The sequence below is a fragment of the Litoreibacter arenae DSM 19593 genome (genome assembly GCF_000442275.2).
Classification (GTDB): domain Bacteria; phylum Pseudomonadota; class Alphaproteobacteria; order Rhodobacterales; family Rhodobacteraceae; genus Litoreibacter; species Litoreibacter arenae.
On the sequence record NZ_KE557306.1, the window covers coordinates 1,125,642 to 1,152,524 of the forward strand.

General features: G+C 60.1%; 20 protein-coding genes. 5 read left to right on the forward strand and 15 right to left on the reverse strand.

Translation table 11 applies throughout. The features are described 5' to 3' along the window. Positions 1 to 99: 99 nt before the first annotated feature. The 3 genes from THALAR_RS05615 to THALAR_RS05625 all read right to left on the reverse strand — a co-directional run bounded on the left by THALAR_RS05615 (position 100) and on the right by THALAR_RS05625 (position 5,903). Positions 100 to 1,383 carry an MFS transporter gene (locus THALAR_RS05615; RefSeq protein ID WP_021100530.1) on the reverse strand — a complete coding sequence of 428 codons (1,284 nt, stop codon included), beginning with the start codon at positions 1,381 to 1,383 and terminating at the stop codon, positions 100 to 102. 110 nt (positions 1,384 to 1,493) lie between these two features. Further along, positions 1,494 to 2,531, reverse strand: a complete 1,038-nt coding sequence (gene queA / locus THALAR_RS05620; protein ID WP_021100531.1) for a tRNA preQ1(34) S-adenosylmethionine ribosyltransferase-isomerase QueA — start codon at positions 2,529 to 2,531, stop codon at positions 1,494 to 1,496. Positions 2,532 to 2,540: 9 nt separating this feature from the next. After that, the gene (locus THALAR_RS05625; protein WP_021100532.1) at positions 2,541 to 5,903 is read right to left on the reverse strand and encodes a YhdP family protein; all 3,363 of its coding nucleotides are present in this window, start codon (positions 5,901 to 5,903) and stop codon (positions 2,541 to 2,543) included. Between the two features lie 111 nt (positions 5,904 to 6,014). On the opposite strand from THALAR_RS05625, the gene bcp reads away from it, so the two are divergent. The 4 genes from bcp to THALAR_RS05645 all read left to right on the forward strand — a co-directional run bounded on the left by bcp (position 6,015) and on the right by THALAR_RS05645 (position 10,129). Beyond that, positions 6,015 to 6,476 (forward strand): thioredoxin-dependent thiol peroxidase, encoded by a 462-nt coding sequence (gene bcp, locus THALAR_RS05630; RefSeq protein WP_021100533.1) that lies wholly within the window; start codon positions 6,015 to 6,017, stop codon positions 6,474 to 6,476. Between the two features lie 298 nt (positions 6,477 to 6,774). Then, positions 6,775 to 8,121, forward strand: a complete 1,347-nt coding sequence (locus THALAR_RS05635) for a M23 family metallopeptidase (RefSeq protein WP_021100534.1) — start codon at positions 6,775 to 6,777, stop codon at positions 8,119 to 8,121. Continuing rightward, entirely contained in the window at positions 8,111 to 8,647 is a 537-nt protein-coding gene (locus THALAR_RS05640; protein WP_021100535.1) for a bactofilin family protein, read from the forward strand. Before THALAR_RS05635 ends, THALAR_RS05640 begins: the two co-directional genes overlap by 11 nt. A gap of 6 nt (positions 8,648 to 8,653) precedes the next feature. Further along, positions 8,654 to 10,129: an MFS transporter gene (locus tag THALAR_RS05645; protein ID WP_021100536.1), complete on the forward strand. Its 1,476-nt coding sequence runs from the start codon at positions 8,654 to 8,656 to the stop codon at positions 10,127 to 10,129. Here the strand turns inward: THALAR_RS05645 and prfB are convergent. From prfB to purC, 12 genes are all read right to left on the reverse strand, one after another. Further along, positions 10,126 to 11,253, reverse strand: coding sequence for a peptide chain release factor 2 (prfB, locus tag THALAR_RS05650; protein WP_021100537.1), 1,128 nt, complete (start codon positions 11,251 to 11,253; stop codon positions 10,126 to 10,128). The genes THALAR_RS05645 and prfB overlap by 4 nt on opposite strands. A gap of 109 nt (positions 11,254 to 11,362) precedes the next feature. Beyond that, positions 11,363 to 13,885, reverse strand: coding sequence for a penicillin-binding protein 1A (locus THALAR_RS05655; protein WP_021100538.1), 2,523 nt, complete (start codon positions 13,883 to 13,885; stop codon positions 11,363 to 11,365). Between the two features lie 118 nt (positions 13,886 to 14,003). Next, positions 14,004 to 15,212, reverse strand: coding sequence for an N-acetylmuramoyl-L-alanine amidase (locus tag THALAR_RS05660; RefSeq protein WP_021100539.1), 1,209 nt, complete (start codon positions 15,210 to 15,212; stop codon positions 14,004 to 14,006). Between the two features lie 61 nt (positions 15,213 to 15,273). Then, positions 15,274 to 16,410: a pyridoxal phosphate-dependent aminotransferase gene (locus THALAR_RS05665; RefSeq protein WP_021100540.1), complete on the reverse strand. Its 1,137-nt coding sequence runs from the start codon at positions 16,408 to 16,410 to the stop codon at positions 15,274 to 15,276. Between the two features lie 268 nt (positions 16,411 to 16,678). After that, on the reverse strand, positions 16,679 to 19,429 hold the full coding sequence (locus THALAR_RS05670) for an Rne/Rng family ribonuclease (protein WP_040817771.1): 2,751 nt from the start codon (positions 19,427 to 19,429) through the stop codon (positions 16,679 to 16,681). Positions 19,430 to 19,883: 454 nt separating this feature from the next. Continuing rightward, complete coding sequence (locus THALAR_RS05675) at positions 19,884 to 21,218, reverse strand: sigma-54-dependent transcriptional regulator (protein WP_021100542.1); 1,335 nt, start codon at positions 21,216 to 21,218, stop codon at positions 19,884 to 19,886. A gap of 27 nt (positions 21,219 to 21,245) precedes the next feature. Then, positions 21,246 to 23,036 carry a sensor histidine kinase gene (locus THALAR_RS05680; protein ID WP_051153665.1) on the reverse strand — a complete coding sequence of 597 codons (1,791 nt, stop codon included), beginning with the start codon at positions 23,034 to 23,036 and terminating at the stop codon, positions 21,246 to 21,248. Between the two features lie 104 nt (positions 23,037 to 23,140). Then, complete coding sequence (purQ, locus tag THALAR_RS05685; protein WP_021100544.1) at positions 23,141 to 23,809, reverse strand: phosphoribosylformylglycinamidine synthase subunit PurQ; 669 nt, start codon at positions 23,807 to 23,809, stop codon at positions 23,141 to 23,143. Positions 23,810 to 23,822: 13 nt separating this feature from the next. Continuing rightward, a complete protein-coding gene (locus THALAR_RS05690; protein ID WP_021100545.1) occupies positions 23,823 to 24,860 on the reverse strand; it encodes a zinc-dependent alcohol dehydrogenase family protein in 1,038 nt (345 codons plus the stop codon). Continuing rightward, a complete protein-coding gene (gene purS / locus THALAR_RS05695) occupies positions 24,860 to 25,090 on the reverse strand; it encodes a phosphoribosylformylglycinamidine synthase subunit PurS (protein WP_021100546.1) in 231 nt (76 codons plus the stop codon). Before purS ends, THALAR_RS05690 begins: the two co-directional genes overlap by 1 nt. Positions 25,091 to 25,103: 13 nt before the next feature. After that, entirely contained in the window at positions 25,104 to 25,478 is a 375-nt protein-coding gene (locus THALAR_RS05700) for a ribonuclease E inhibitor RraB (protein WP_021100547.1), read from the reverse strand. Between the two features lie 13 nt (positions 25,479 to 25,491). Continuing rightward, the gene (gene purC, locus THALAR_RS05705; protein WP_021100548.1) at positions 25,492 to 26,253 is read right to left on the reverse strand and encodes a phosphoribosylaminoimidazolesuccinocarboxamide synthase; all 762 of its coding nucleotides are present in this window, start codon (positions 26,251 to 26,253) and stop codon (positions 25,492 to 25,494) included. Between the two features lie 183 nt (positions 26,254 to 26,436). Here purC and THALAR_RS05710 point away from each other — a divergent pair, with 183 nt between their 5' ends. Next, positions 26,437 to 26,751: a DUF1476 domain-containing protein gene (locus THALAR_RS05710; RefSeq protein ID WP_040817776.1), complete on the forward strand. Its 315-nt coding sequence runs from the start codon at positions 26,437 to 26,439 to the stop codon at positions 26,749 to 26,751. The last annotated feature ends 132 nt before the right edge of the window (positions 26,752 to 26,883 follow it).

Genomic DNA, 26,883 nt, shown 5'->3' on the forward strand with positions numbered 1-26,883 from the left:
GCACTTCCTCCCGTGTCGCAGCCCCCCAAGCGTTAACAAAAGGTTACAACACGCGGCTACAACCGCAAGCACTTTTCCAGACACTGATTAACATGAGGTCTATGAGGCAACATCCTCGGACGCCTCGGCAATCTCTTCGGCGGCTTCCACATACACTTCCTGCGCAATCTCCGCGATGTACGGCGTCGAGCCGGGACCGACCGCCGCGTATGGCACGGCCTCGTACTCGTCCTCTTCGGCGTAGGCCGATTGGCGTCGGGTCATCCGGTATGCGGCGTATATCGCAGTAGCCGCCATGGTCGCCACGATGATCAGCCAGAACCCTTGCGGCCCGAATTGCGTCATCAACCAGCCCGTCAGAACCGGACCGGCAATGGCACCCAAACCGTTGACGAACAGCAGACCGCCGGAAGCCCCGGCCATGTCTTCGACATCAAGATAGTCATTGGTATAGGCGATCAGCAGCGCATAAAGCGGATTGGTCATGCCGCCGATGATAAAGGCGCACACCAGCGAAACAGGGAAATAGGTGCCGTAAAGCCAAGCTACGAATGCAGCGACGGATGCGATTGCCGAGACCGTCAGAATTAGCACACGTCGATCCATCCGGTCGGATATCCACCCGATCGGGTATTGCAAAACCATGGCGCCGACAAAGATCGCGGAGACGAAGACCGAAATCTGCGCCACGCTCAGCCCGGCTTCGGAGCCATAAACCGCCGACATCCCGAACTGCGCAGAAAAAACGCCCCCCAGCAGCAGCATACCAACGACGCCGAGCGGGGAGATCTTGTAGAGATCCGCAAAGCTCAATTGGCGGGTCGCCCCAAAGGCGGGTGTGGGTGACACTGACAGCAAAATCGGGGCGAAGGAAATCGACACCAGCACCGACGGGATGATGAACAGGATGAACCCGCCCGGGTCCGCGACGTTGAGCAAGCCTTGCGCAGTGACGATGCCCACCATCTGGACGATCATATAGAGCGACAGCGCCTGCCCGCGGGTTTCATTGGTAGCGGAATTGTTGAGCCAGCTTTCGGCCGTCACGTAAACGCCCGAGAAACTGAAACCGATGATCACGCGCAAGATGACCCACGCAATAGGATCGGTGACAGCCGGATAGAGTATCAACGCGGCCGAAATGAAAGAGCCGAGCGCCGCAAATACGCGGACATGCCCGACGCGCTGGATAAAGCCCGGTGCCAAACGTGAGCCGCCCAGAAAGCCGAGGAAGTAGCCGGACGTGATCAGCGATAGCTCGTAGGTCGAGAAGCCCTCGATGCCGCCGCGCACACCCATAAGGGAGCCTTGAAGGCCGTTGCCGACCATCAGGAACATCATTCCAAGCAACAGGGCCCAAGAGGACTTCAGGACGTCAAACATTTTGCATTCCAAACCTTGAGCTATCGGCGACACACCTGCGCAGACCTAATTCATTCGGGCGGGCTATAGTTGCCTGCGTCCGACGCCACAAGGACAACCTGCGTCACTCTTCAGGGCAGCAGCAGCGAGGAGTCTCCGTAGGAGAAAAACCGATAGTCACTATCAATGGCATGAGTGTAGATTTCGCGCACCCGCTGCTGGCCCATCAGCGCCGAAACAAGCATCATCAGGGTGGACTTGGGCAGATGAAAATTCGTCATCAAGGCGTCGGTGATTTTGAATTCGAAACCGGGATAGATGAAGATGTCTGTCTCCCCTTCCCATGGCGCTATTTCCCCCTGCGCTGACGCGGCGCTTTCGATCAGTCGCAGCGCGGTGGTGCCGACCGGAACAACGCGGCGGCCTTGCTCCTTGGCGGCTTTGATCTGTGATGCGGCTTCCTGCGAGACCTGCCCCCATTCGGCATGCATCTTGTGGGTTTTCACGTCGTCCACCTTGACCGGCAAAAACGTGCCTGCGCCGACATGCAGAGTTACATGCGCGAACTGAACACCCTTGGCCTTCAGTTTATCAAGCAGAGGCTCGTCGAAATGCAGGGAAGCCGTCGGGGCTGCGACCGCCCCCGTGGTCTTGGCGAAAACTGTCTGGTAGTCGGTCTTGTCCTGCTCATCCGCTGCCCGTTTCGCTGCAATATAGGGCGGCAAAGGCATCTGCCCCGCCTCGGCCAGAGCGTCGTCAAAGGCCTTGCCCTGACGGTTGAACGAAAGCACAGCCTGCCCGTCATCACGCGACAGCAAACTCGCCTCCAGCCCCGCGGCAAATGTGATCGCTTCACCATCGCGCACCTTCCGAAGAGGTTTGACCAGCGCGCGCCAAGTGCCGTCGGGCGTAGGTGACAGCAACGTGACCTCAATCTTCGAGACGTTCCCATCCCGTTCGCGGTGGCCGAACAGGCGTGCCGGAATGACCTTGGTGTCGTTCAACACCAGCAGGTCCCCATCTTGCAACAGGTCGGGCAAGTCGGTGACTGTCCGGTCGTCAATTTTCGTAGGCGAGGCGACCAGTAGCCTCGACGCGCTACGTGGCACGGCCGGGCGGGTGGCGATCAGCCGCTCTGGCAGATCGAAGTCAAAATCACTCAATTTCATGAATTTATCTCAGTTTCTCAATTCAGGCGGCGGCTGCCGGAAGATTTCGCGGAAGATACCCGGCGTCAACACCGAGAGCGGATTGACCCCCACCTTTGGTTCGTCGGCGGAGCCGCGCAGCGTGTAGTTGAACCCAAACAGCCCCTCGCCTTTTCTGGGCGAGAACAGGGCTCCGAACAGCCCGTTCACCGCATAGATCGGAGAAACCACACCGCGCATATCCATGCGGCGCGTTCCGGTGTTGTAGACCCCGTCCATGGTGATCCCCATTGACGGCCCAACCGCCGACGACCGCCGAAGGTTGACCCCACCCGGCGTTAGCAGGAACCGGGCTTCGGTCGTCGTGAACAGAATGCCGTCGCCGCTGAGTTGCTCCAGCAGCCCGATGACGCTGATCGCCGACAGCAGGTCCGCGAGTGCGGGCGCTTTCTTGACGCGTGTGTTCGAGATATTCAGTGCCCCCTCGAACTGGCCCGGTTGTCCGTTCGGCTGCAAGGTCAGCGTCATGTCCCCGCCTCTGGCATTGCGGAAAATGCCTGAGGCGGCGATTACCCCACCGCCATTGTCGGACTTGATGCGAACGGCTGGCCCCCGCTGCGTCGGGATTACCACGCCCGAGACCGGCGCGCTGCCGTTCAGCCGGGCTTTGAAACTGCCGTCGAGACCCCTGTCATTGCGAAACCGCCCTTGAAAGCCATCCAGCGAAATCGTGTCGGTGACGACCAAACGGTCCAGAGCAAGCTCCAGAGGTGGACCGCCAGTGCCGCCGCCACCTGTCGTCACACCAAACTTGCGGATGTCGATGGTGCCGCCACGAATGACGATCTGTGGCGGCTGGTTCGCCCCGCGACCGACGACCTCAACTCGGGAATTCAGACGCCCGGCGACTTTCAAGGGCGCGAAAATCGCTCGATCCAAACCGCCACCACCCGGCTTCAACGAGACGCTGCCTTGCGCGTCAAGCCCACTTGCCGCGATACGAATGTCGTCAACGCTTGGGGTGTCGGCCAGCGTCAAGGCTAACGACAGGCTTCCGCTCGCAGCATTTGGCTTCGTCCAGCTCAAGGCCGGTATCGTTAGCCCGACACCCCGAAGGTCGGATGTCAAAGCGACCTTGGGAGCTTGTCCCTTAGCCAGTTGCACGTTGATATCGGCAACGCCTGTCCCCGAAACGCTGCCTTTCGGCAGCCCTACATTGAACGCATCCAGCATACGGGACGACAGCTCAATCGTTCCTGTGACGTTGCTGGTCTTCCCTGTGTCCGGTCCGATGTCTCGCGACCACAAGATATCTATCGGCACATTGTCGATCGTGCCTTTGCCGCCAATCGAGAGTTTTCCGTCACCGGCGGTGACTTCCATGAGGTCCGATCGCAAGGTGCGATCTTTGATCAATGTGGTCGATTCCACCTCGCGCACCTTGGCAGACACCTCGTAGCCCACATCCTGGATTTCCACCTTTTTGGCAAGCGGCACCGTCAAGCGTGTCTTTATCGCCGCCGTGCCGGTAACTACGTTCGGTGTCAATTCTGACTTCGTCAGGAATTCAAACGGTTTCTCATCCAGCAACACCAGCGCGGCAGAAAGCGGCCCGTCCAGTTCAAGATCGAATACCGCAGTCGCGGGGGTGGCGGTCATGTCCTGTATCTGCATGACCGACCCGCTCGCCTGCAGCGATCCTGTTTCCAGCGCCGAGATAACACCCGACCTGAGTGCGAGGTTGAAGCTTTTACCCGAGATCGACGCATAGCCGTACGCTTGCTCGACAGGTGGAAGTGTTTTCAGGAACTTCACTCTGGCATCTGAAATATCGAAGCTGACGGCCGCTTCCGGTGCTGTTTCCGGACGGACCCGCAGGGATGCATGGGCGTTCTTGACCTGCCCGTCCTCGATATTCTCGATCAACCATGCTCTGGTTTTTTCGACCGCGTTTTCCGGCCATAGGGCCATCAGGCGAACGTGGTCGATCTCTTCAATCGCCGCATCCATCGACACCGCCCAGCCTTGTGGCAGGGCATCGACGCTCCCCTTTGCCAGAAGTTCGGCGCCTTCATTGCGCAAGACCAGTTGGCCTACGTCCAGCTCAAGTTCGGTCGGGCGATACCGCAGATCCAAAGCACCGCTCGCAAAGGTCACAGGTGCTTCGAACATGCCTTCAGGGGCCAAGCGCACGTCAGTAAAGCGAAACTGTCCAAGCAGCGTCTGAGGAATACCGGCGACGAAATCCATCAGGTCGGCATGGCCCGTCGCGTTCAATCTCAGTTGTGGCGAATCCAGCGCTATCTGGTCAAAGATCAAGCGTCCTGTGGCAGCCTCGTAGCGCAGGTAGCTTTTGGCGGAGTTGAACGTCACAGGCTTCGCCTGTTCATTCGGGCGCAACGCGCCTTTTGCCAGATCCAGCGTACCCGCGAGGCCCACAACCTGCCCCGCGCCGTCTATTTCTGCGGTCAACGCTCCCGAAGCCGGTGCATCAAGCACACTCAGGAAGTTCAACGCCGCGACCTGGGCGGCCAGATCCCGCGCCCTGAGATTGTCGAACTTGCCAACCAACCGGGCACCTTCGCCGCCCTTGCCCTTGTCGGCAGCAAAGAAAAGCCGCGCCGGCGGGCCGCTTGGTTGATCCAGGTCGAACGAGATATTCAACGCGATCACGTTGGTCGCATTGGTCAACTTCAGAGCACCTTGCTCGACAATGGTGACATCGCCTGTGCGATCGTCCGACAAACGTATGGTCAGGGATTCGGCGCTGACTTCCTCCAACTCCACCATCCAAGGCGCTTCCAGCCAGTCGTCAATCTGCTCCATAACCTCGGCCATCGAACCTGCCTCGACCTGCGCGCCGCCAAGCTGGGCACCAAATGCCAGTTCAATCTGTCCACGTTCGTCGCGGTTCAGTTCCAGAATTGCGCCCTGAAGCTCGACCGTCTCCAGCTTCACCCGCCCCATCAGCAACTCGGACGTGTCGAGCTTGCTGCGCAGACTCGGCAGTACAAGGATAGGAGCGCCATCCTCGTTGAACACCTCGACCCCTGCGAAATCGACGGTAGGTCGATAGGCCTCGTCACGCAGCCCCACAGATATCGAAGAGAGCTGCACTGTTTCTCCGACGAGTTCCGCGTTCAAGCGCTCCTCGACCCGCTCAACTGCCCACTGCGGCAACTCAATGCTGCGCCCCATGACGGACAGCAAGGCAATAATGGCGAGAAAGAAAACGAACGTAACAAGCGTTCCCACCACCGACGCGGCAAGAACGCCCGCCCCGCGCTTGCGGTGACGTCGCTTCACAGGCTTGGGCTGCGGGTCGTCCTTCCCCTCATCGGTCGGCGCTTCGACCACGGGTTCGGCGTCTATCTGCGTGGCGTCTTCTGCCATGCCACCTCGTTTGGCGTGCACATGCACGCAGTTGCGAATGGAGCTTTAACTTTACATATAGCGCTCTACTCTTGGGCACACTTCAAATCTACATCACAAGGAACCGCTGTCATGATACAAGTTGGCGATATGGCCCCCGATTTCACCCTGCCGCGCGATGGCGGTGACACTGTCACACTTTCCGCGCTGCGACCTTCCAAAGTGGTTTTGTATTTCTACCCCAAGGACGACACGTCGGGCTGCACTAAACAGGCCATCGCGTTCACCGAGCAATTGCAAGACTTCAGGGACGAGGGCTGCGAGGTTATCGGGGTCTCAAAGGACACCGTCGCAAAGCATGATAAGTTCCGCACCAAGCACGAATTGGGCATCATACTGGCGTCCGACGCGGAAAGCGATGTTTGCGAGCAGTACGGCGTTTGGAAGGAAAAGAGCATGTATGGCAAGACCTACATGGGCATCGAACGCTCAACATTCCTGATCGGAAGCGACGGCAAACTCTTGCAAGAATGGCGCAAGGTCCGGGTGCCCGGCCATGTCGACGCGGTTCTGGAAGCGGTCCGATCCGAATAACACCGAAGGTTGAGCGCCCCTGTTTTCCGGATAAACTAAAGTTGCCCATTTGCGCGGAGAAGTCGGCAAATGCCGAGTTGCCCCTTGCTAGTTGCCTGACGCTCAGGCCACGAACCACTCACTGCCCCCGCGAAATCGGCGAAATATCGCCAAAAAAGCGCTGTTCTGTAGCAGGTTGTCACAGGAGCGGCCTTAAATGTTGCGCCATATGTTCTCAGTGTTTAAGCAGCCGAGAGTTGACCGCTAGGTGGGGACCCTTGGTTGACGCAGATATCTGGGGAAGACGGGATATGGACACGTGAAGACACGCCTTTTCAGCGCTTTAGATCACGCGGTTGAACGCAGACTGCCGGAGCAACGCCTGTTTCTGAAATCGGAAGAAGGAACCCGTTTCATCCGCCTGCGGCCGACCATGCAAGCAGGAATCATTCTGGGTGCTGCCACGATTGCCTGTTGGACGTTTGTGGTAACAGCAATTTTCCTCATGGATACGATCAGCTCCGGCAATGCTCGTGAGCAGGCGCAGCGCGAACGCGCTATTTACGAGGCGCGCCTCAACGCTTTATCGAACGAGCGCGACGACCGTGCCGTCGAAGCCGCAGCCGCCCATGACCGCTTCTACGTTGCGCTGGAACAAATCTCCGAGATGCAGTCCGCCCTGCTCGCGTCCGAAGATCGCCGCAACGAGTTGGAAACCGGTATCGAGGTGATCCAAACCACCCTTCGCAAGACCATGAAAGATCGTGACGCAGCGCGCAGGGAAACCGAAGTTCTGACCGCGCAGCTGAACGCCGAAGACAACCCAGACAGCCCGTTGCTGGCGCGCGCCAAGACCGTTGATGGGTCCGTGTCGTTCCTGACCTCCGCACTGGAAGAGACCGCAGCTGAGCGTGACCAGATCGCGAAAGACGCGCAAGCCGCCATCGACACCGCCGAAGAACTGCGCTTCACGCTCAAGATGAATGAAGATCGCAACGAGCAGATCTTCTCGCGTCTCGAAGAAGCCGTAACCGTTTCGCTCGAACCGCTGGACAAAATGTTCCGCGCGGCAGGCATGCCCACCGAGAGTATCCTGCGTGAAGTGCGTCGCGGCTATTCCGGTCAGGGCGGCCCCCTGTTGCCCGCTACGATGTCGACCTCGGGCGGTGGCACGATCACCGACCAGACCTCCACCCGCGCAAATCGTCTGCTGAAAGAGCTGGACCGGATCAACCTGTTCCGCATCGCCGCCGACAAATCGCCTGTCGCCATGCCTGTGAAAGCTGCGTTCCGGTTCACATCGCCATTCGGCTATCGCCGCGATCCAAAGGGGGCGGGCCGCCGCATGCATGCAGGCGTGGACTTCGCCGGATCGCGCGGCACGGCGATCTACGCAACCGCAGATGGCATCGTCACACATGCAGGATGGCAGTCGGGCTACGGTAAACTGGTAAAGATCAAGCACGCCTTTGGTATTGAAACCCGCTATGCCCATAACTCGAATATTCGTGTAAAAGTTGGTCAAAGGGTATCGCGTGGGGACCGTATCAGTGATATGGGAGCCACTGGCCGTGTCACCGGCACCCATCTTCACTATGAGGTCCGTCTGAACGGAACTCCGGTCAACCCGATGACCTATATCAAGGCAGGACGCGATGTTTTCTAAAAGCAAAATCAACGACCCAAGTGCAAAACCGTCTGAGGATAGCTCTGCACCTACAAAGCCCGCACCGACTTCTTCCAGCAGCGCGGCCCCGAAGTCCGACTTCACCGCGTCCGCGCCACGCCCGAAAGCGCCGCCGTCAACGCTGTCCACTGATCTGACGATCACTGGCAACCTAAAGACGACAGGCGATATTCAGGTCGAAGGCAATGTGGAGGGCGACATTCGCGCTCACCTGCTGACCGTCGGCGAAACCGCCGTCATCAAGGGTGAAATCGTCGCTGACGATATCGTTGTGAACGGTCGCGTGATCGGTCGCGTTCGCGGTCTCAAAGTGCGTCTGACATCCACGGCACGTGTCGAGGGTGACATTATCCACAAGACCATCGCCATTGAGAGCGGCGCTCATTTCGAGGGGTCCGTTCAACGTCAGGACGATCCACTGAACACGGGTGCCAAGAAGGCAGATACGCCTGCGACACCATCCCCCTCCCCTGCTGCTGCGCAAACCGATCCCTCCAAAGCATAGCAGAGCATGGATGCTATGACGTCCTTGGGCCCAAACCATCCAAGGACGCTGCCTCTTTGCAAACCCGAAAACCGCATCTACCTGTTGATTGCGGCTATTCTTGCGTCGTCGCTCGGGTTCATCGACGGCTCCATTGTTGCTATCGCTTTGCCCGCCATGCGCATGTCCCTTGGCGCCACCTTGGTGGAAGCTCAATGGGTATCGAACGCCTACATGCTGACCCTCAGCGCCCTCATCCTTGTTGGGGGCGCAGCCGGGGACAGGTTCGGGTTGGCGCGTGTTTTCGGTGGAGGCATCGCGCTTTTCGTTATTGCTTCGATGGCCTGCGCTTTTGCAGCGACGCCGGAATTCCTGATCGGCGCACGGGCGGTTCAGGGGTTGGGTGCCGCATTTATGGTGCCAGGGTCACTGGCGCTCATCAGCCGCGCCTACCCGCAACATGAGCGCGCAAAAGCAATCGGCACATGGGCCGCCGCTGCTGCCGTTACATCGGCTCTTGGACCGATCATCGGCGGGCTGGCCCTGACTTTTGGCGGGGCCGACGTCTGGCGATGGATTTTTGCGGTGAATCTGCCCTTGGGGCTGCTGGCACTCTACTTTCTGTTCGCAAAGGTGGAACAAGACCCCAGTCAAGCCGAACGCGGTCTCGACATCCCCGGCGCGCTAACTGCGGTTGTCGGACTTGGGCTGATAGCTTGGTCCGTGAGCGGCGCGGAACATGGCGACACGATCGATAGCTCCGCCGTCGCTATATTCCTCCTCGGGCTGGCGGTCATCACGCTCTTCATTCGGATCGAAGCGAAAAGCCCGTATCCAATGATGCCCTTGTCATTGTTCCAGAACCCGGGTTTTTCTGTCGCCAACGCCGCCGCGTTCGGCATCTATTTCGCGTTCTCCGCAATCCTGATGTATTTGCCGATGCTGGTAATCGGCGCGTGGGGCGAATCCGAAATCACGACCTCTGCGGCTTATGCGCCCCTGTCGGTGTTTATCGCTTTGCTTTCCAGATATTCCGGCAAACTGGCTGCTCGGATAGGGCCGATGCCATTGCTCGTAGGCGGCTCTTTGGTGCTTGCAACTGGCTACGCCACCTTGGCGCTCGTCATTCCGACACAGAATTTTTGGGGTGCCATTCTGCCGGCAATGTGCTTGCAGGGCGTGGGAATGGGCCTTGTGGTCGCGCCACTGTCCGCCGCGGTTATGGACTCGGTTCCTTCTCATGCGACCGGCACGGCATCGGGGATCAACAACGCCGTTGTCCGTATGTCGGGTTTGCTTGCCGTCGCCGTAATGGGAAGCGTGGTCGCCATCGGCTACGGAGCGGCACAGGGGCCGGCCTCGTTCGGAGAAATCATGCGCGACCCGGGCCACCTGGCAGCAAGCAACGCAGCCTTTATCAGAGTCGCGTGGGGTGCCTCTGCAATCTGTCTGATCTCCGCGGCGTTGGCAGCCTTTGCTCTACGCCCGAAAATGCGCGCCTAGTCGTCCGCCTGCGCCTCGGCGCGGGACTTGCCCGATACGTCCATGGCCAGTGTCGCCCCCATGAAGCCATCCAAGTCGCCGTCCAAAACGCCCTTGGTGTCGGAGGTCTCATAGCTGGTGCGCAGATCCTTGACCATCTGGTAGGGCTGCAACACATATGAGCGGATCTGGTTGCCCCAGCCTGCATCCCCCTTGTTCTCGTGCGCCTCGTTGATGGCTGCGTTGCGGCGATCCAACTCCATTTGATACAAGCGGGACTTCAGGGCCTTCATCGCAATGTCACGGTTCTGGTGCTGCGACTTTTCCGACGAGGTGACGACGATACCAGTCGGCTCGTGCGTGATCCGAACGGCCGAGTCGGTCGTGTTGACATGCTGTCCGCCCGCCCCTGACGAGCGATAGGTGTCGATCCGAATATCCGACGGGTTCACTTCGATGTCGATATTGTCATCCACGACCGGGTACACCCAAACCGAGCAAAACGACGTGTGCCGCTTAGCAGCGCTGTCGTAGGGCGAGATACGCACAAGCCGGTGCACGCCGCTCTCGGACTTGAGCCAGCCATAGGCGTTGTGGCCACTGATCTTGTAAGCTGCCGACTTGATCCCGGCCTCGTCGCCTGGAGACATGGACTGTAGCTCAACCTTGTAGCCACGCTTCTCGGCCCAGCGGGTATACATCCGCGCCAGCATGGAGGCCCAGTCGCAACTCTCGGTGCCACCCGCGCCTGCGTTGATTTCCAGAAACGTGTCGTTTGCGTCAGCTTCGCCGTTCAGCAGCGCTTCCAATTCAGCAGCCGCCACGCGGTCTTTCAGCGCAACCAATGCCGCCTCGGCTTCGGCGACGACGTCTGCGTCATCCTCCATCTCGCCCAACTCGATCAACTCAACGCTGTCGTCGAGTTCCTGCTTCATCGCGGTATAGCTGTCGATGGAATCCACCAGCGTCTGGCGGTCACGCATCAGCTTTTGTGCCGCTTCGGGGTCGTCCCACAGGTTGGGGTCTTCCACCCGCGCGTTGAACTCTTCCAGCCGGTAGGGCGCAGTTTCCCAGTCCATCCGTTGGCGCAGCAATGCCAGAGATTTCTCGATAGCATCCACGTTGTTCTGGGCGTCCGCGCGCATAGGGAAAGTCCTGCAAATTCGAATAGATCAACGTGATATGCCACAGCCCGCCGCCGCGCAAGCAGGCTTCATCTTGGCACAAATATTCCCGCCGGAGGCGCAGCTATCGTCAGTACAACCCGCCAGCACTCAAAGTACCGAAGTTGGCGCGTTTGGGGATCACCGCCTTCTTGCCGGTCGATGTCGTCACTTCGCGGACTGCCGTCACGTCGTCGTCCCCCCGCGAAAACAAATTGAGGTTTGATCCCATCGCAAAGCCACCATCGATGATCGCCCCCAGCCCGTAAGCAGGCTCCTCGCCGTCGCGGAAATACTCGGTGACGACATGGTCGCCGCTCGCATTGGCAGGCAGCACTGCACCGGTGAAACGGTCGATATTGACGAAGTAACCGCCCGGCGGCACCTCGAATTCGCCACCGCCATATTTGGCCGTCGCCTCTTTCATAAACCGGTTGAACACCGGCCCACACATGCCACCCCCGCCTGCACCGCGACCAAGACCGCGTGGGCGGTCATAGCCGATGTAACAGCCGGCCACGATGTTGGAGGTGAAGCCCACAAACCACACGTCTTTCGCGTCGTTGGTGGTGCCAGTCTTGCCCGCGGTCGGCACACTCAGGTTCACCGTCTTTCGCGCCGTTCCGCGTTGAACGACGCCCTGCATCATCGACGTCAGTTGATAGGCGGTGATTGCGTCCATCACCCGCTCCCGGCTTGCCTTGATCGTGGGGGCAAAATCCGGCTCCAGAGAAGCGAGCTGGCAGTCCTCGCACTCGCGCTTGTCATGCCGATAAACTGTGCGACCCCAACGGTCCTGCACACGGTCGACCAGTGTGGGCTCCACCCTCTCGCCGCCATTGGCGAACATGGCATAGGCCGTCACCATTTTCATTAGCGTCGTTTCCTGCGCGCCTAGCGCGTTGGACAAAAACGGGTTCATGTCATCATAGACGCCAAACCGCTCGGCATAACCCGCCACGGTATCCATACCGATTTCCTGCGCCAGACGAATGGTCATCAGGTTCCGAGACTGCTCGATCCCGGTGCGCACAGGCGCGGGCCCGTAGAAGCGGTTGGAGGCATTCTTCGGACGCCACAGTCCCTGCGGAGTGTTGATCTCGATCGGGGCGTCCACAATGATCGTGTTCGGGGAAAACCCGCTGTCCAGCGCTGCCGCATAGACGAACGGCTTGAAGCTGGAGCCCGGCTGGCGCGTCGCTTGCGTCGCGCGGTTGAATACCGATGCCTGATAGGAGAACCCGCCCTGCATCGCCAGCACGCGTCCGGTGTTGACGTCCATCGCCATGAAGCCGCCCTGCACCTGAGGCACCTGCCGCAGCGACCACGTGCCATCGTCTTCGGCCCGCACGTGGATCACGTCACCCACATCGAGCAGATTGTCGGCGTCCGATGAGGCCCGACCAAGTTTGCCATCTGCAAGACGGGGCCGCGCCCACTTGACGTCCGAGCCGGAAATTCGACCCTGTTCCTTCGTCTGTTCAACACCGATGATCGCGTCACCGCCGTCAAAACCTAACACTACCGCGGCGCTCCATCCGGCGATGTCGCGGGGAAATACTGTATCGTTCAGAGCAGACTTCCAAGCCTCGCCTTCCAGCAATTCCGCGTCGATCTTTGTCTTCACACGATGGAACACCCCGCCGCCGCGATCATATCCTTCCAGCGCACGCCGCAGCGAAGCTGCCGCCTCTTCTTGCAGCTCACGGTCCACGGTTGCGCGGATCGTCAGGCCGCCACCAAAGAATTCGTCCTCTCCAAAATCCTTGGACAACTGACGCCTGATTTCATCTGTGAAGTAATCGCGGTCCGGAAGATCGGATTTGAAGTCAGCGAATGTCCCGCTTTGCACCGTCGCCAGTGGCTTTTCTCGGGCGGTCTTGTACTCGTCCTCGGTGATGTAGCCGTTCTCGAACATCTCGCGCAGAACGAAGTTGCGTCGGCCTATGGCCCGCTCTTCCTCGCGCACGGGATGATAGCGGGACGGGGCCTTGGGGAGCACCGCAAGATAAGCGGCCTCCTCAAGCTCAAGCTCCGACAGCGTTTTGTTGAAATAGGTCTGCGCTGCCGCGGCCACGCCAAAACTGTTCTGGCCGAGGAAAATCTCGTTCAGGTACAGCTCCAGGATCTTGTCCTTGCTCAGCGTGCCTTCAATCCGCGAGGCAAGGATCAGCTCCTTGATCTTGCGCTCGGCGGAGCGGTCGCCGGACAGCAGGAAGTTCTTCATCACCTGCTGCGTAATCGTCGAGGCGCCCCGCAACCGACCACCTTGCGCCGCATCAAGCGCCGCTTTCGCCATGCCAAGCGGATCATAGCCCTTATGCGTATAGAAATACTTGTCTTCTGCCGAGATGAAGGCGTTTTTCACCAGATCGGGAATCTCGCTGGCAGGTGCAAACAGGCGACGTTCCTGCGCGAACTCGTCTATCAATGCACCCTGCCCCGAATAGATGCGGCTGATCGTTGGTGGCGAGTATTGCGCCAGCTGATCGGTGTCCGGCAGGTCACGGGAGTACATGAAAAAGATCGCGCCAATGAGCAACGCCACCGCGAAAGTCGCGATGCAGATCAAACTGAAGATTGATCCGAAAAAGGATAGAATCGCGCGCAGCATCAGCCATGCTCCCTAGTGGGTTCAGCTCTGTATATATGCGTCACATCGCCCGACGTCAAAACGCTGGGTAGGGGAAAACTGGCTGAATCCAGCCATATCCGATCACGTTTTCCCGACGTCACTGCCGACCTGCGGCGATCGCCGCATCTTCCAGTGCCCACAGGTCCAACGCGTCAACAATTCCCGCCGCAGCCTGACTGCGCCAGACCTGATCCTGAAGTCGTTTCATATCCTTCTCGGACGACATGAACCCCAACTCTATCAACACCGATGGAATGTCGGGGGCCTTGAGCACCGAAAACCCCGCCTCCAGTCGCGGACGTTTGTGCAACTCGCCCAGCGTATTGCGCAACCCGCCTACCAATGCGTTTGCCAGACGTTCCGTGCGCGGGGTCGTTTCGCGCCGCGCCATATCCATCAGCACGGTGGCAATCCGGTCATCCTGCGCCGTCAGATCGACGCCTTGAACGATATCGGTACGGTCCTGCCTTTCCGCCAGTTTAGCAGAAGCCTCGTCCGACGCCTCGTCCGACAATGTGTAAATCGTCGTGCCCGTCGCCCGCCCCTCGGCCAGCGCGTCTGCATGGAGAGACAGGAACACATCCGCCCCTGCGGCACGAGCCAGCGACACTCTTTGAGGCAGCGATACGAAGCTGTCATCCTCGCGGGTCATGATCACATCGTAGCGTCCTGTTCGCAGCAGCTGCTCCCGCAGCTCGCGGGCGAATTGCAGCATCAGGTCCGCCTCATCGACGCCGAACCGCTGCGCGCCGGGGTCGACGCCACCATGGCCCGGGTCGATCACAACCATCGGGCGCACGTTGCCGAACTGCGCGGCAGCGCCCTGTTCCCAGGTTTTGACACCCACGGTATCTGATGCCGCACGCTCCGCAAACTCCGCCTCGTCAGCAGGTTCCAGACGCACCGTAATGATAGCATCACCATCCTGCGGATCGGTCACCATGCCAGCGCTCTCGACCAGCATCGGCTCCACCAGTTCCAGCACCAGCCGTGACCAGCCGTCGCGGATCACACCTGCCCGTAATTCTGCCACACGGTCAGACTGGTCCAAGCGGCTCAGATCAGGCTCGAACGCCACCTCACGGAAATCCACGGCAATGCGCCACGGCGCGTCGAACACCTGCACGCGGTAGGGAACTGCCTGTGTCAGGACAAGCGATAAAGTCGTTTCACCATAGCTGTCGCCCACCTGCGACGCGTCCATATCGACACGCGCCAAGGCCCGCAGGTCTTGCGACGCCGCGCTTAGGGTCATCCCTACGTACCATAGAGACACCACCGCCATTTGTGAGATCAGCCTGCTCATGACCGCCTTTGTTCTTTTGCCCGCACCCTATCAGGTTTCCCAAGACTGGCGAAGAGGCGAATTAGTCCCGCCCTGCCATAAACCGCGTCAATCTATCCAGCCCCTCGGCAATATCAGCGGTGCTGCGCGCGTAGGAGAACCGCAAAGTCGTGTGTCCGCGCACTGGGTCGAAATCCAGACCCGGCGTCACGGCGACCCCGGCTCCCTCCAGAATTTCGGCTGCGAAAGCAAGGCTGTCCTGCGTGAGGTCGGACACATCGGCATAGATATAGAACGCCCCATCCGGCGGTGCTATTTTATCGAAGCCCGCTTTCGGCAGCCCCTCCAACATCAAACGGCGATTCTCGCGGTAGACTGCCAGCATAGCCTCCGTCTCGTCCCGCGCACCGAGCGCACCTAGCGCCGCGATCTGGGCTGCATGTGGCGCGCAGATGAACATGTTTTGCGCCAGCCGCTCAATCCGGCGAATGTGAGATTCGGGGACCACCATCCAACCCAAACGCCAGCCAGTCATGGAGAAATACTTGGAAAACGAGTTGATCACATAGACATCATCCGACAGCTCGAGCGCCGACACCGCACGTCCCTCGTATTGCACGCCATGATAAATCTCGTCCGAGATGAAGGCAGTGCCTTTCGCCTGACACTCCGCAATCAATGCGCCGAGGTCGTCCTTTGACAGCATCGTTCCCGTCGGGTTTGCGGGGGAGGCCACGATCAGCCCAGCCAAATCTGCTTTGGGCAGTTTCGGGACATGGCGGTCGGCGGCGTGGGTCGGGATCGGATATGGTGACAGGCTTAGGGACTTGAGAATCTGGCGGTAGGATGGATAGCCCGGCTCGGTCACGCCGACGACCTCCCCCGCGTCGAATAAAGCGGCGAAGGTCAGGACAAATGCAGCCGACGAGCCTGCCGTGATCACAACCCGCTCGGGGTCCAGATCGACGCCGTACCAGTCGGCATAGAGCTTGGCGATCCCCTGGCGCAGCTCCGGCAACCCAAGCGCCACGGTGTAGCCAAGTGCGTCCCGTTCCATCGCCTCGGCCAGTGCGGCGCGGGCGGCTTCGGGAGCGGGCGTCCCCGGCTGGCCAACCTCCATGTGAATGATAGAGCGGCCAGCTTGTTCCAGACGGCGGGCTTGCTCCATCACATCCATGACAATGAACGGGTCCACGTCGCCGCGGTTTGAAATTCGCATGATATCCTCGCAGGGTTGCGGTGTTTCGTGCTTCAAACCAGTCCCCGCGCCCGCGGTCAATCACTGGGGCGGATATGCCTTGAAACTTTTGTGCCTCGCTCTTTGGAACAGCGCTCACGAAAAAGCCTGGGGTCGAAAAGGACAATCTATGTGAAGGGATTTCTCCCCCCAAAAGGAAACAACCGCCGAAGACATATTCGGCGGTTGCATCATTTGCTGCGAAGGGCTGGGCCGTTGGTCCGGCCATGCCTGTTTCGGCTTTCGCGACCTATCGGCCCAGTGACCACCAGCCTTTTCGCTTCGGCTTGGTCTCTTCACGCTCGGGCTGGGCTTCCGCTACCGGCTCGGCGGCGACCTCCTCCGGTGCCTTTGGCTTCGAGACGCGCGTACGGGTCCTCTTCGGCTTCGGCTCTTCTGCGGGCGCAGTCTCGGCCAATGCCTCAACCTGTGCCGTGCTTTCAACGACCGCCAACGCGGGCGCTGCCTCTTCGATCTTGGGCTTGGTCGATTTCGACCGAGACGCAGAAGGCTTTCTGGTGGCTTTCTTTGGCTTCTCTTCCGGTGCAGCCTCGGCAGCCTCCGCCGCTGGGGTTTCCGCGTCTTCCGTCTTTTTCTTGGACCGCGAGCGGGTGGACTTCTTCGGCTTCTCCTCGGCCTCAGCTTCCACCTCCTGCGTCGCCTCTACCGGTTCCGCTGGCGTATCGCTCTCCGGCTTCGCATCAGATGCCGGTTTTGACGAAGACCGGCTACGGGAGCGCGACTTGGATTTTGGCTTTTCAGCCTCCTCCGTGACATCCGGTGAAGCTTCCGGCTCGGCCTGCTGCGTCGAGCTGTCAGCGGTTTTCGCATCATCCTGCGCGTCGTCGTTGTCCGATGTAACATCGTCCGACCGCTGCGACGAAGATTTGGAACGCCCGCGCCCACCACGACGGCGGCGGCGCTTCTTCTTCTTCGGGTTGCCGTCCTCGTCCAATTCGGGTGTATCGGCGACCGCCTCGGATACGGCTTCGGACACCACTTCAGCCTCTTCAACCTCCTCCTCGGCTTCGTCGATGTCGGACATGTCGATGCTATCCATGGAGACCACATTAGCGGCGATTGGGTTGATCACACGCGTCGCGGTCTTGAACTTTTCGATGGTGTAGTCCGGGCTGACCAGATGCGCGTCGGCCTCCAGACGCACCGCCATGTTGTAGCGGCTCTCGATCTGGGCCACATGCTCGCGCTTTTCGTTCATCAGGTAGTTGATGACCGCGATCGGCGCCTTCAGCAGCACCTCTTTGGAGCGTTTGCGCGTCCCCTCTTCTTCCAGCTGGCGCAGGATCGTCAACGCAAGGCTGTCGTCGGAGCGGATCAGGCCGGTGCCATGACACGCGGGGCAAGGCTGCGTGGACGCCTCCAACATACCGGGGCGCAGACGCTGGCGTGACATTTCCAACAGGCCGAAGCCCGAGATGCGTCCCACCTGAATCCGCGCACGGTCGGTTTTCAGCTTTTCCTTCAGCAGCTTCTCGACGGCGGTGTTGTTGCGGCGCTCGTCCATGTCGATGAAGTCGATCACGATCAGACCAGCCAGATCGCGCAGGCGCATCTGACGGGCCACCTCGGCGGCGGCCTCAAGGTTGGTCTTCAACGCGGTCTGCTCGATCGAGCCTTCCTTGGTCGCGCGGCCGGAGTTCACGTCGATGGCCACAAGCGCCTCGGTCACACCGATGACGATGTAGCCACCAGAGGGCAGCTGCACCGTCGGGTTGAACATGCCCGACAGGTAGGATTCCACCTGATGGCGGGCGAATAGCGGCATCGGGTCGGTGTAGCGCTTCACGTTCTTGGCGTGGGACGGCATGATCATCTTCATGAAGTCCTTGGCCACGCGGTAGCCCGCCTCGCCTTCGACGAAAACCTCGTCGATATCCTTGTTGTAGAGATCGCGGATCGACCGTTTGATCAGGTCGCCTTCCTCATAAATCTGCGCCGGAGCGATGGATTTCAGCGTCAGTTCGCGGACCTGCTCCCACTGGCGTTGCAGATACTCGTAGTCACGCTTGATCTCGGTCTTGGTGCGCTGTGCACCTGCGGTGCGCACGATCAGACCCGCGCCGAGAGGCACGTCGATCTCGTTGGCGATCTCTTTCAGTTTCTTGCGGTCGGCGGCGTTGGTGATCTTGCGAGAAATCCCGCCACCACGCGCCGTGTTCGGCATCAGGACACAATAGCGGCCAGCCAGCGACAGGTAGGTGGTCAGCGCGGCGCCCTTGTTGCCCCGCTCCTCTTTCACCACCTGAACCAACAGGATCTGGCGAACCTTGATGACTTCCTGAATCTTGTAGCGCTTGGCACGCGGCTTGCGCGGTGCGCGGATTTCCTCAGTCAGGTCTTCCTGAGCGACGCTTTCGATGTTCTCGTCTTTGTCCGTCGCCGATGGCTCGTCATCATCATCGTTATCATCGTCTTCGGGCGTGTCGACAGCATCGTCACTGTCGGCATCGGCCTCCAGATCAACCACATCCATACCCGGAATAGCGGCGTCCACTTCGGCCTCTGTCGTCGTGACTTCCGCTTCTACCGCGCCTTCTTCCTTGCCCTCGGTCGCGTCTTCCGACACGTCCTCCTGCACTTCTTCCGTCACGACTGCGTCGTCGGTCTTCGCCTTCTGGGACCGCGAACGCGACCGCGATCGGGAGCGCGAGGATTTCTTGGGCTTCTCGTCTTCCTCCTCCTGCTGGCGGGCATATTCCAGTTCTTCCTCGATCAGCGCCTGACGGTCGGCCATCGGGATCTGGTAATAGTCTGGGTGGATTTCCGAATAGGCGAGGAAGCCATGCCGGTTTCCGCCGTAATCGACGAAGGCCGCCTGAAGCGACGGCTCGACCCGAGTAACTTTTGCGAGATATATATTGCCAGCTAGCTGGCGCTTGTTTTCCGATTCAAAGTCAAACTCGTCGACCTTGTTTCCGTCTGCCACCACGACACGCGTTTCTTCCGCGTGGGTGGCGTCGATAAGCATTTTCTTAGCCATGTTTTCCGATTGCATCCGGCCAACGACATTGGCGCCCCAGGGGGCGCGGCTGATGTGGAGGGATGTCTTGTTGGGGCGAACCTGGACGCGGATGGCTGCAAACGGACGTGCGACGCAAGGGGTTTTCCCCTGTCACGCTGTCCGATGCTGTGCCTGTCGCGTCTCATCGCGGTCTTGTCTCCGACTCAGATCGATTGCCGACGCGAGCCTTACGAATGGTGCCACGGCGCGTTTTGCGAGCCAGCGGCGATGGCCCCGGGGGGCCGTCAATCCTGCGGTGCTTGAGCCCGTTTTGTCCTTCAGGCATAGCTGCAGTGAAACTCTTACCGATCCAATGCGCCACATTTGGGCACCGGACCGTCCACAACACATAGTATTGTTTGAGTGCCAATTACAATGAACAATCGCAGACCGCGCAGATTACCCGCCTTGTCGCGCAGAGTACGGGCCGTTGTCAGACATAATCCGCGCGCTGCAACCCGTATTTCGCCATCTTTTCGTTCAACGTCCGGCGCGGCAGGCAAAGCTCGTCCATCACGGATGCGATGGAGCCCTTGTGGCGGCGCATCGTGTTGTCGATCAGCATCCGCTCGAACGCCTCGACATACTCTTTCAGCGGCTTGCCCTCGGTCGTAACCACAGGGCCGATATCCGAGTTGTCGGCCATGAGCAGCGAGGCGATGGAGCCGGAGCCGCGACGGTTTTGCAACACCGCACGCTCCGCGACGTTGATCAACTGGCGCACATTTCCGGGCCATGGCGCTTGCAAAAGCTGCGCCGCCTCTTGGGCCGAGACCTCCGGCGCGTCGGAGCCGTATTCCTCACCGAATTGCTCGCCGAAGCGGTTGAATAGCGTCAGGATATCCTCGCCGCGCTGGCGCAGCGGCGGAATGGTGATCTTCATTGCGGCCAGCCGATAGTAAAGATCGGCGCGGACCAAATCCTCGCAGGTCTTGTCCTGCTCCTGCGTGTTGCAGATCGCGATGATCCGCGTCTCGGCGGGGCTGCCCTGCTCGTTGATCAGCTGCAAAAGCCGCGCTTGCAGGGTGCCAGGCAAGGCCTCGATGTCTTCCAACACAAGCGTCCCGCCACGGGCCTGCTCGACCAGTGGCAGCTCTTCTCCTTCGACGACGGGGTCGAACAGCTTTTTGGACAAAGCGGCCTCGTCGAACGCGGCGCAGCTCAGGGTCACGAACTTCTTACCCGCACGCGGACCAACAGCGTGAAGCGCGTGGGCGGTCAGCGTCTTGCCGGAGCCGGTTTCCCCGTCGATCAGCACGTGGCCGTCCGCTTGTCCCAGATCCAGAATGTCTTCACGCAGACGCTCCATCACGGGCGAGGAGCCGATCAGCTTCTTCATCAGCGCCGCCCCGTCGGACAACTCCCGACGCAACGCCCGGCTGTCCAATGTCAGACGCCGCGAAATTGTAGCGCGTTTGGCAAGCTGGGTCATGCGGTCCGGATTAAACGGCTTTTCGAGGAAATCGAACGCACCGACGCGCATAGCTTCCACGGCCATGGGCACATCGCCGTGACCAGTGATCATGATGACCGGCAGCGCACTGTCCTGACTCATCAGGCGTTTGAGAAACTGCATACCGTCCATTCCGGGCATCTTGATGTCGCTGACCACGATGCCGGGGTAGTCGGTGCCGATGCCTTTCAGGGCGTCTTCGGCGCTGGCAAAGGTTTCCGTGTCATAGCCCGAGAGTGCAAGCCATTGGGAAATCGACTGACGCATGTCCTGCTCGTCGTCGACGATTGCGATTTTCAATGCGTTGTTGGCCATACTCTGGCTCCTTTTATTGTAGTGCGCCTATTCGGCGGCCTCGATTTTGGTGGTCGAGACGGGTAATGGTGTCGGTGGTTGTGTTTTGATCGCGTCCTGTCCAAGGATCGGCAGTTGCATCTCAAAGACCGCGCCGCCCGACTGGCCGTTGCGCGCGGTCAGGCGACCGCCCAGATCGGACACGATGCCGGACGAGATCGCCAGCCCAAGGCCGACCCCCTCGCCCGGTTGCTTGGTGGTGTAGAACGGCTCGAACAGTTCCTTGAGGCTTTTGACCCCTTCCCCGTTATCGCGCACGCTCAACACGGCGGTCTCGCCGGAGTTCAGCAATATCTCGACCTGCGGTTTCGATACGCTCTTGGTAGCGTCGAGCGCGTTGCGGAACAGGTTGATGATCACCTGTTCCAGCCGCACGCGGTCGCCGAGAACCATGACAGGCTCGTCGGGAAGGGTTGAGATCACCCGCACATCGCCGCGCTTCAACTGCGGCTCCATCATCGAAAGCGAACCGCGCACGGCATCGCGCAAGTCCACAGGCTCCAGCGCGTCGCCACCCTTTCGGGCGTAGCTTTTGAGCTGTTTGGTGATCGCGCCCATGCGCTCGATCAGATCGTCGATGCGCTGGAACGACGCCTGCGCCTCGTCAGGACGACGGCGTTGCAAGAGCAGTTTCGCCCCCGCGAGGTAGGTTTTCATGGCCGCAAGCGGTTGGTTCAACTCGTGGCTGACGGCAGCGGACATTTCACCCAAGGCGGCCAGCTTTTGTGATTGAGCCAGCGATTGCTCCGCCACTTCCAGGTTTTTCTGCACTTTCTGGCGCTCTGCAATCTCGCGGCTCAGACGTAGGTTTAGCGCGCGCAACTCTTCGCTTTCGCGACGGAAGAAGCCAGCTTGTGACTGTGCGCGACGGGACAGCACGAAAAACGTCAGGGCCAGCAGGATGGCAAAAGCCATGATTTCGATGGCGAGGACGCCATTCACCCGCTCCCGCACGCTGGCATAGGTCGAGAACGAGGTGATCCGCCAGCCACGGAACGGGATCCGGCCGACCGTTTCCATAACGGCCTCGCCTTGGAAATAGGCGTCGGGTTGCTCCATGTCGAACAGACCGCCGGTGGCATCGAACGCACGGCGCAAGGCGCTGTCGGGCGTGCGCTGCTCCAGCGCTTCGGTGATCTCCAGCCCGCGCCAACGGGGGTCGGTCGCGATAACGATCTGGCCTTCGGAGTTCGTCACCAACACCGCCTCTGACGGAGACCGCCAGCGGGTCTCGAACTGTCGCAGGTCTACATCGACCACAATCACGCCGATGCCCTGCTTTTCCGACTCGATCCGGCGGGCATAGGTGAACTTATACGCGCCACTCTCGAGTTGTGTGGCGTTGAACACCGTATCATTGGTGCGCAAGGCGTCGACGAAATACGGCGAATTGCGGAAGGCCGCGCCCAACTCGTTGCGGTCCGAGGATGCAACGATTACGCCGTCCTGATCCAGAAGACGAAGCCCGGCGGCGCCAATCTCTTCGGAGAACGAGATCAGTCGGCGTGAGGTGGCCGAGTAGTCGTTGGAGTTCAGGGCAGAGATCATCACCGGATCGCGTGACAGCAGCAGCGGCACCACACGATTGCGCTGCAACTCGGACGTGATAGCGTTCGAATACAAGGCCAGCCGGATTTCGCCACGGTTGCGCGTCGTCTCGGTGAACCGGTCCGTCAGCCACAGGTTGGAAATCCAGATGATACCGACCGCTAAGGCGATCAGTCCAATAACCACGCCACGCACCAGCCACGTCACCTTGGGTGATGGCCGCTGCGTCATGGGCGGCACCGTCTTACCTGCGGTCCCGCCTGTGGGAGGCGTCGTTTTCATGCCCATAGATTAGGTGAGTGCCAGCTTAGTCTCAAGCGCACCCTTAGGCGGAGTTATGCCAATGCCAGAATCCCGGCCAGAGATTTGAACACGCCTTGTCCGTCGGTGCCGCCATGCGCCGGCTCGCAAGCACGCTCCGGATGCGGCATCATGCCCAGAACACGGCGGTTTTCACTGAGAATTCCCGCAATATCGCCTGTCGAGCCATTGGGGTTGCCCACATAGCTGAATGCCACGCGGTCTTCGCCGCGCAGGCGGGCGACCAGGTCGGCGTCGGCGGAAAAGTTCCCATCATGGTGTGCAATCGGCACCGTAACCTCATCACCTTTGCTATAGGCGTTGGTGAAAGGGCTGTCCGCCGTCTCGACCCGCAGCACCTGTTGGCGGCACACGAACTTCAGCCCCGCATTGCGCATCAGCACACCCGGCAGCAGGCCGGTTTCGCAGAGCACCTGGAACCCGTTGCAGAACCCCAGCACATGCCCACCCTTGTGGGCGTAATCCACGACAGCGCGGCAAATCGGCGACTGCGCGGCGATGGCACCGCAGCGCAAGTAATCCCCGAAGGAAAACCCACCCGGAATGCCGATCACATCCATGCCTTGCGGCAGGGACGTGTCCTTGTGCCAGACCATGGACACGTCGAAGCCCTCTTGGCGGAAGCCTTCGGCCAGATCACGGTCGCAATTGGACCCGGGGAAAACGATGACGGCAGCTTTCATGGTAAACGGTCCTTTAGCTCAGAAAATCAGTGATGACGGCCACACCCGGAGGGGTTGGCCCGTTGAAGGCGGCAAGCTCGTCCGACACGCCGGATAGCCCGATTTCGCGGGCAATCAGCGGCGACATATCAATGCGACCGCTGGTAATCAACGCCAACAAACTGGGGTATTTCCACGGCGGCATTCCACGGGTGCCGTAGACCGCCAGATTGCCTTGGTAGACGGCGCTCATGTTGATCTCCATTTTGGCGGTATGCCCCACGGGCATGCCCACCTGCACGTGGCGGCCCAAGGGGCGCAAACACTCGATGGAGGCGTTGGTGGTCACGGGCAAGCCCAGAGCCTCTACCGACACATGAGCGCCGCCACCGGTGATCTCCCTGATCCGCGCTGCGACATCACCGTCGCTGGCGTTTACCGCAGCTTCGGCTCCCAAGCCCATAGCATGGCTTAGCTTCTCCTCTACGATATCCACCACGATAACACGTGCGCCCATCGCCACGCCCAGCAGCAGCGCGGACAGGCCGATGCCGCCGGTCCCATGCACTGCGAGCCATTCTCCCGGTTGCAGCGCTGCGCGTCCGGTCAGGGCGTGCCACGCGGTCGTGACGCGGCAGCCAAGACCCGCCGCCACGGTCGGGGACAGGATTTCGGGCAAATGCGTCAGGTTGTGGTCAAACGGAACAGCAACATACTCAGCAAAGGCACCCGGCTCGATAAATCCCGGCAGGCGCTGGTTCGGGCAGGTGTTCTGGTTACCCTGCTGGCAGGACGGGCACGCGCCGCAAGCCAGAATGAACGGCGCAATCAGCTTGTCGCCGACCTTGTGCGACGCCAAAGGCCCTGCCTCGACGACTTCGCCGCAATATTCATGCCCGCCAATCTGGCCCGGCTTCACGCGGGGATGCTCGCCCACCCAGCCGTGCCAGTCAGAGCGGCACACACCGCAGGCCATGACCTTCAGGATAACGCCATCCTTCGGGCAATCCGGCTCCGGCACATCCTCAATAGACAGCGGGGCGTTGTATTCGCGAAGGACGGCGGCGCGCATCAGGACATCTCGATGGTGTAGCTTTCGATCACGGTGTTGGCGAGAAGCTTCTCGCACATCTCCTTGACGGTCGCCTCGGTGGTGCCATCGGCCAGTTCAAGCTCGATCACCTTGCCTTGACGCACGCCGTTCACACCGGAAAACCCCAGTGTTCCCAGAGCATGGCGGATCGCTTCGCCCTGCGGGTCCAGCACCCCGTTCTTCAACATGATATGGACGCGTGCTTTCATGATATTTGCTCCCTCAGCGTTTCAGGACGGCACATTCCCAGCCGTCATATTCCCAGCCAATCCGAGCGAACTCGTCACGAAGGCTGTCGGTCAATTGGTCAAATTCTGTGTCAGCGACAGCGGCATAATGCTCGCCCATGACACCGCCGCGATATTGTGCGTCGGAGACGTCGAGCCCCGCTTCGGCAAACAGTTCCACGGCGTCGTGCTTGCCAGCTGCATCCGGGCCGCGCAGCGGATAGGCGAAGTGACGCACGTGACGCTCCTCAGAGCCATCATCCCCCTGCTCCGCAATCTCCACCAAAACCAGCTTGTTTGCGGCGGGACTGCCCAATTTCAACGGCTTGCGGAACCGTGCAGCAATCGAGTTGAGCAGACGAAGGATCACGGCGCGCTATGCCTCAGTTTATCAAGGTGGGCTTGCCCATGGGCGCGGTGTTTGTTGGCAGCACGCCCAGACGACGTGCGACTTCGGTGTAGGCGTCCGCGAGGTTGCCCAGATCACGGCGGAACACATCCTTGTCCAGCTTCTGGCCGGTTTCCATGTCCCATAGGCGGCAACTGTCGGGGCTAATCTCGTCGGCCACGATAAGGCGCTGGAAGTCGCCGTCAAACTGGCGTCCGACCTCGATCTTGAAGTCGATCAGCTTGATGCCGACGCCATACATGACGCCCGACATGAAGTCGTTGACGCGCAAGGCCAGTGCAACGATGTCATCCAGATCCTGCTGGCTCGCCCAGCCAAGGGCAATGATGTATTCCTCTGGTACCAAGGGATCACCCAAAGCGTCGTCCTTATAAGAGAACTCGACGATAGGGCGCGGCAGCATGGTGCCCTCTTCCATCCCCAGACGTTTCGCCATGGAGCCCGCCGCGTAGTTGCGCACAATCACTTCCAGCGGAATGATCTCGACCGCCCGGATCAACTGCTCGCGCATGTTCAGGCGCTTGATGAAATGGGTCGGCACGCCGATATGGCCGAGCCCGGTCATGAAGAACTCGCTCAGGCGGTTGTTCAGCACGCCCTTGCCTTCGATAACGCCGTGCTTCTCCGCGTTATTGGCGGTGGCGTCGTCCTTGAAATACTGCACCAGGGTTCCCGGCTCCGGGCCTTCATACAGCGTTTTCGCTTTGCCTTCGTAGATCTTCTTGCGGCGTGCCATGGGCATCTCCTGTGGCGCGGCGTCCCGCGCGGGGCGGGACTCGGCGGCCCCTCGTTAGCGGAGCCTATACGGCACCCGCGCGGCTCAGACAAGCAAAGCGAGACAGGACAAATGCACGCCGCCCTTGCGCCGACCCGAAAGCATGGGCATATCAAGGGTAACAACCATTTGCAGGAGCCCCGCATGACCACCTTTGAAGACCGCGAAAATGCGTTCGAAAACAAATTCGCCCACGATGCAGAGATGCAGTTCAAGGCCGAAGCCCGCCGCAACAAACTGCTGGGACTGTGGGCTGCCGATCTGATGGGCAAATCCGACGCCGAGGCGGCCGATTACGCCAAGGAAGTGATCCGCGCAGATTTCGAAGAAGCGGGCGACGAGGACGTCTATCGCAAGGTGTCCGGCGATCTTGGCGACAAGGCCGACGAGGCGACGATCCGCGCCAAGATGAAAGAGCTGATGACGGAAGCCAAAGCGCAACTGATGTCGGAACTTTAAGACACCAAGGCAAATTCAATACCCGAAAGGCCGTCGGAACCCCTCCGGCGGCCTTTTGTACGCAAACGCACTGCCTCATGATCATTATGATGATTATCAATTTGATTCATGACTGCGCCCGTGTGAAGAGGC

Excerpts from the sequence above, each read along its gene's own strand:
- THALAR_RS05615 (WP_021100530.1), bottom strand. The coding sequence starts at position 1,383 with ATGTTTGACGTCCTGAAGTCCTCTTGGGCCCTGTTGCTTGGAATGATG.
- queA (WP_021100531.1), bottom strand. The coding sequence starts at position 2,531 with ATGAAATTGAGTGATTTTGACTTCGATCTGCCAGAGCGGCTGATCGCC.
- THALAR_RS05625 (WP_021100532.1), bottom strand. The coding sequence starts at position 5,903 with ATGGCAGAAGACGCCACGCAGATAGACGCCGAACCCGTGGTCGAAGCG.
- bcp (WP_021100533.1), top strand. The coding sequence starts at position 6,015 with ATGATACAAGTTGGCGATATGGCCCCCGATTTCACCCTGCCGCGCGAT.
- THALAR_RS05640 (WP_021100535.1), top strand. The coding sequence starts at position 8,111 with ATGTTTTCTAAAAGCAAAATCAACGACCCAAGTGCAAAACCGTCTGAG.
- THALAR_RS05645 (WP_021100536.1), top strand. The coding sequence starts at position 8,654 with ATGGATGCTATGACGTCCTTGGGCCCAAACCATCCAAGGACGCTGCCT.
- prfB (WP_021100537.1), bottom strand. The coding sequence starts at position 11,253 with ATGCGCGCGGACGCCCAGAACAACGTGGATGCTATCGAGAAATCTCTG.
- THALAR_RS05655 (WP_021100538.1), bottom strand. The coding sequence starts at position 13,885 with ATGCTGCGCGCGATTCTATCCTTTTTCGGATCAATCTTCAGTTTGATC.
- THALAR_RS05660 (WP_021100539.1), bottom strand. The coding sequence starts at position 15,212 with ATGAGCAGGCTGATCTCACAAATGGCGGTGGTGTCTCTATGGTACGTA.
- THALAR_RS05665 (WP_021100540.1), bottom strand. The coding sequence starts at position 16,410 with ATGCGAATTTCAAACCGCGGCGACGTGGACCCGTTCATTGTCATGGAT.
- THALAR_RS05670 (WP_040817771.1), bottom strand. The coding sequence starts at position 19,429 with ATGGCTAAGAAAATGCTTATCGACGCCACCCACGCGGAAGAAACGCGT.
- THALAR_RS05675 (WP_021100542.1), bottom strand. The coding sequence starts at position 21,218 with ATGGCCAACAACGCATTGAAAATCGCAATCGTCGACGACGAGCAGGAC.
- THALAR_RS05680 (WP_051153665.1), bottom strand. The coding sequence starts at position 23,036 with ATGACGCAGCGGCCATCACCCAAGGTGACGTGGCTGGTGCGTGGCGTG.
- purQ (WP_021100544.1), bottom strand. The coding sequence starts at position 23,809 with ATGAAAGCTGCCGTCATCGTTTTCCCCGGGTCCAATTGCGACCGTGAT.
- THALAR_RS05690 (WP_021100545.1), bottom strand. The coding sequence starts at position 24,860 with ATGCGCGCCGCCGTCCTTCGCGAATACAACGCCCCGCTGTCTATTGAG.
- purS (WP_021100546.1), bottom strand. The coding sequence starts at position 25,090 with ATGAAAGCACGCGTCCATATCATGTTGAAGAACGGGGTGCTGGACCCG.
- purC (WP_021100548.1), bottom strand. The coding sequence starts at position 26,253 with ATGGCACGCCGCAAGAAGATCTACGAAGGCAAAGCGAAAACGCTGTAT.
- THALAR_RS05710 (WP_040817776.1), top strand. The coding sequence starts at position 26,437 with ATGACCACCTTTGAAGACCGCGAAAATGCGTTCGAAAACAAATTCGCC.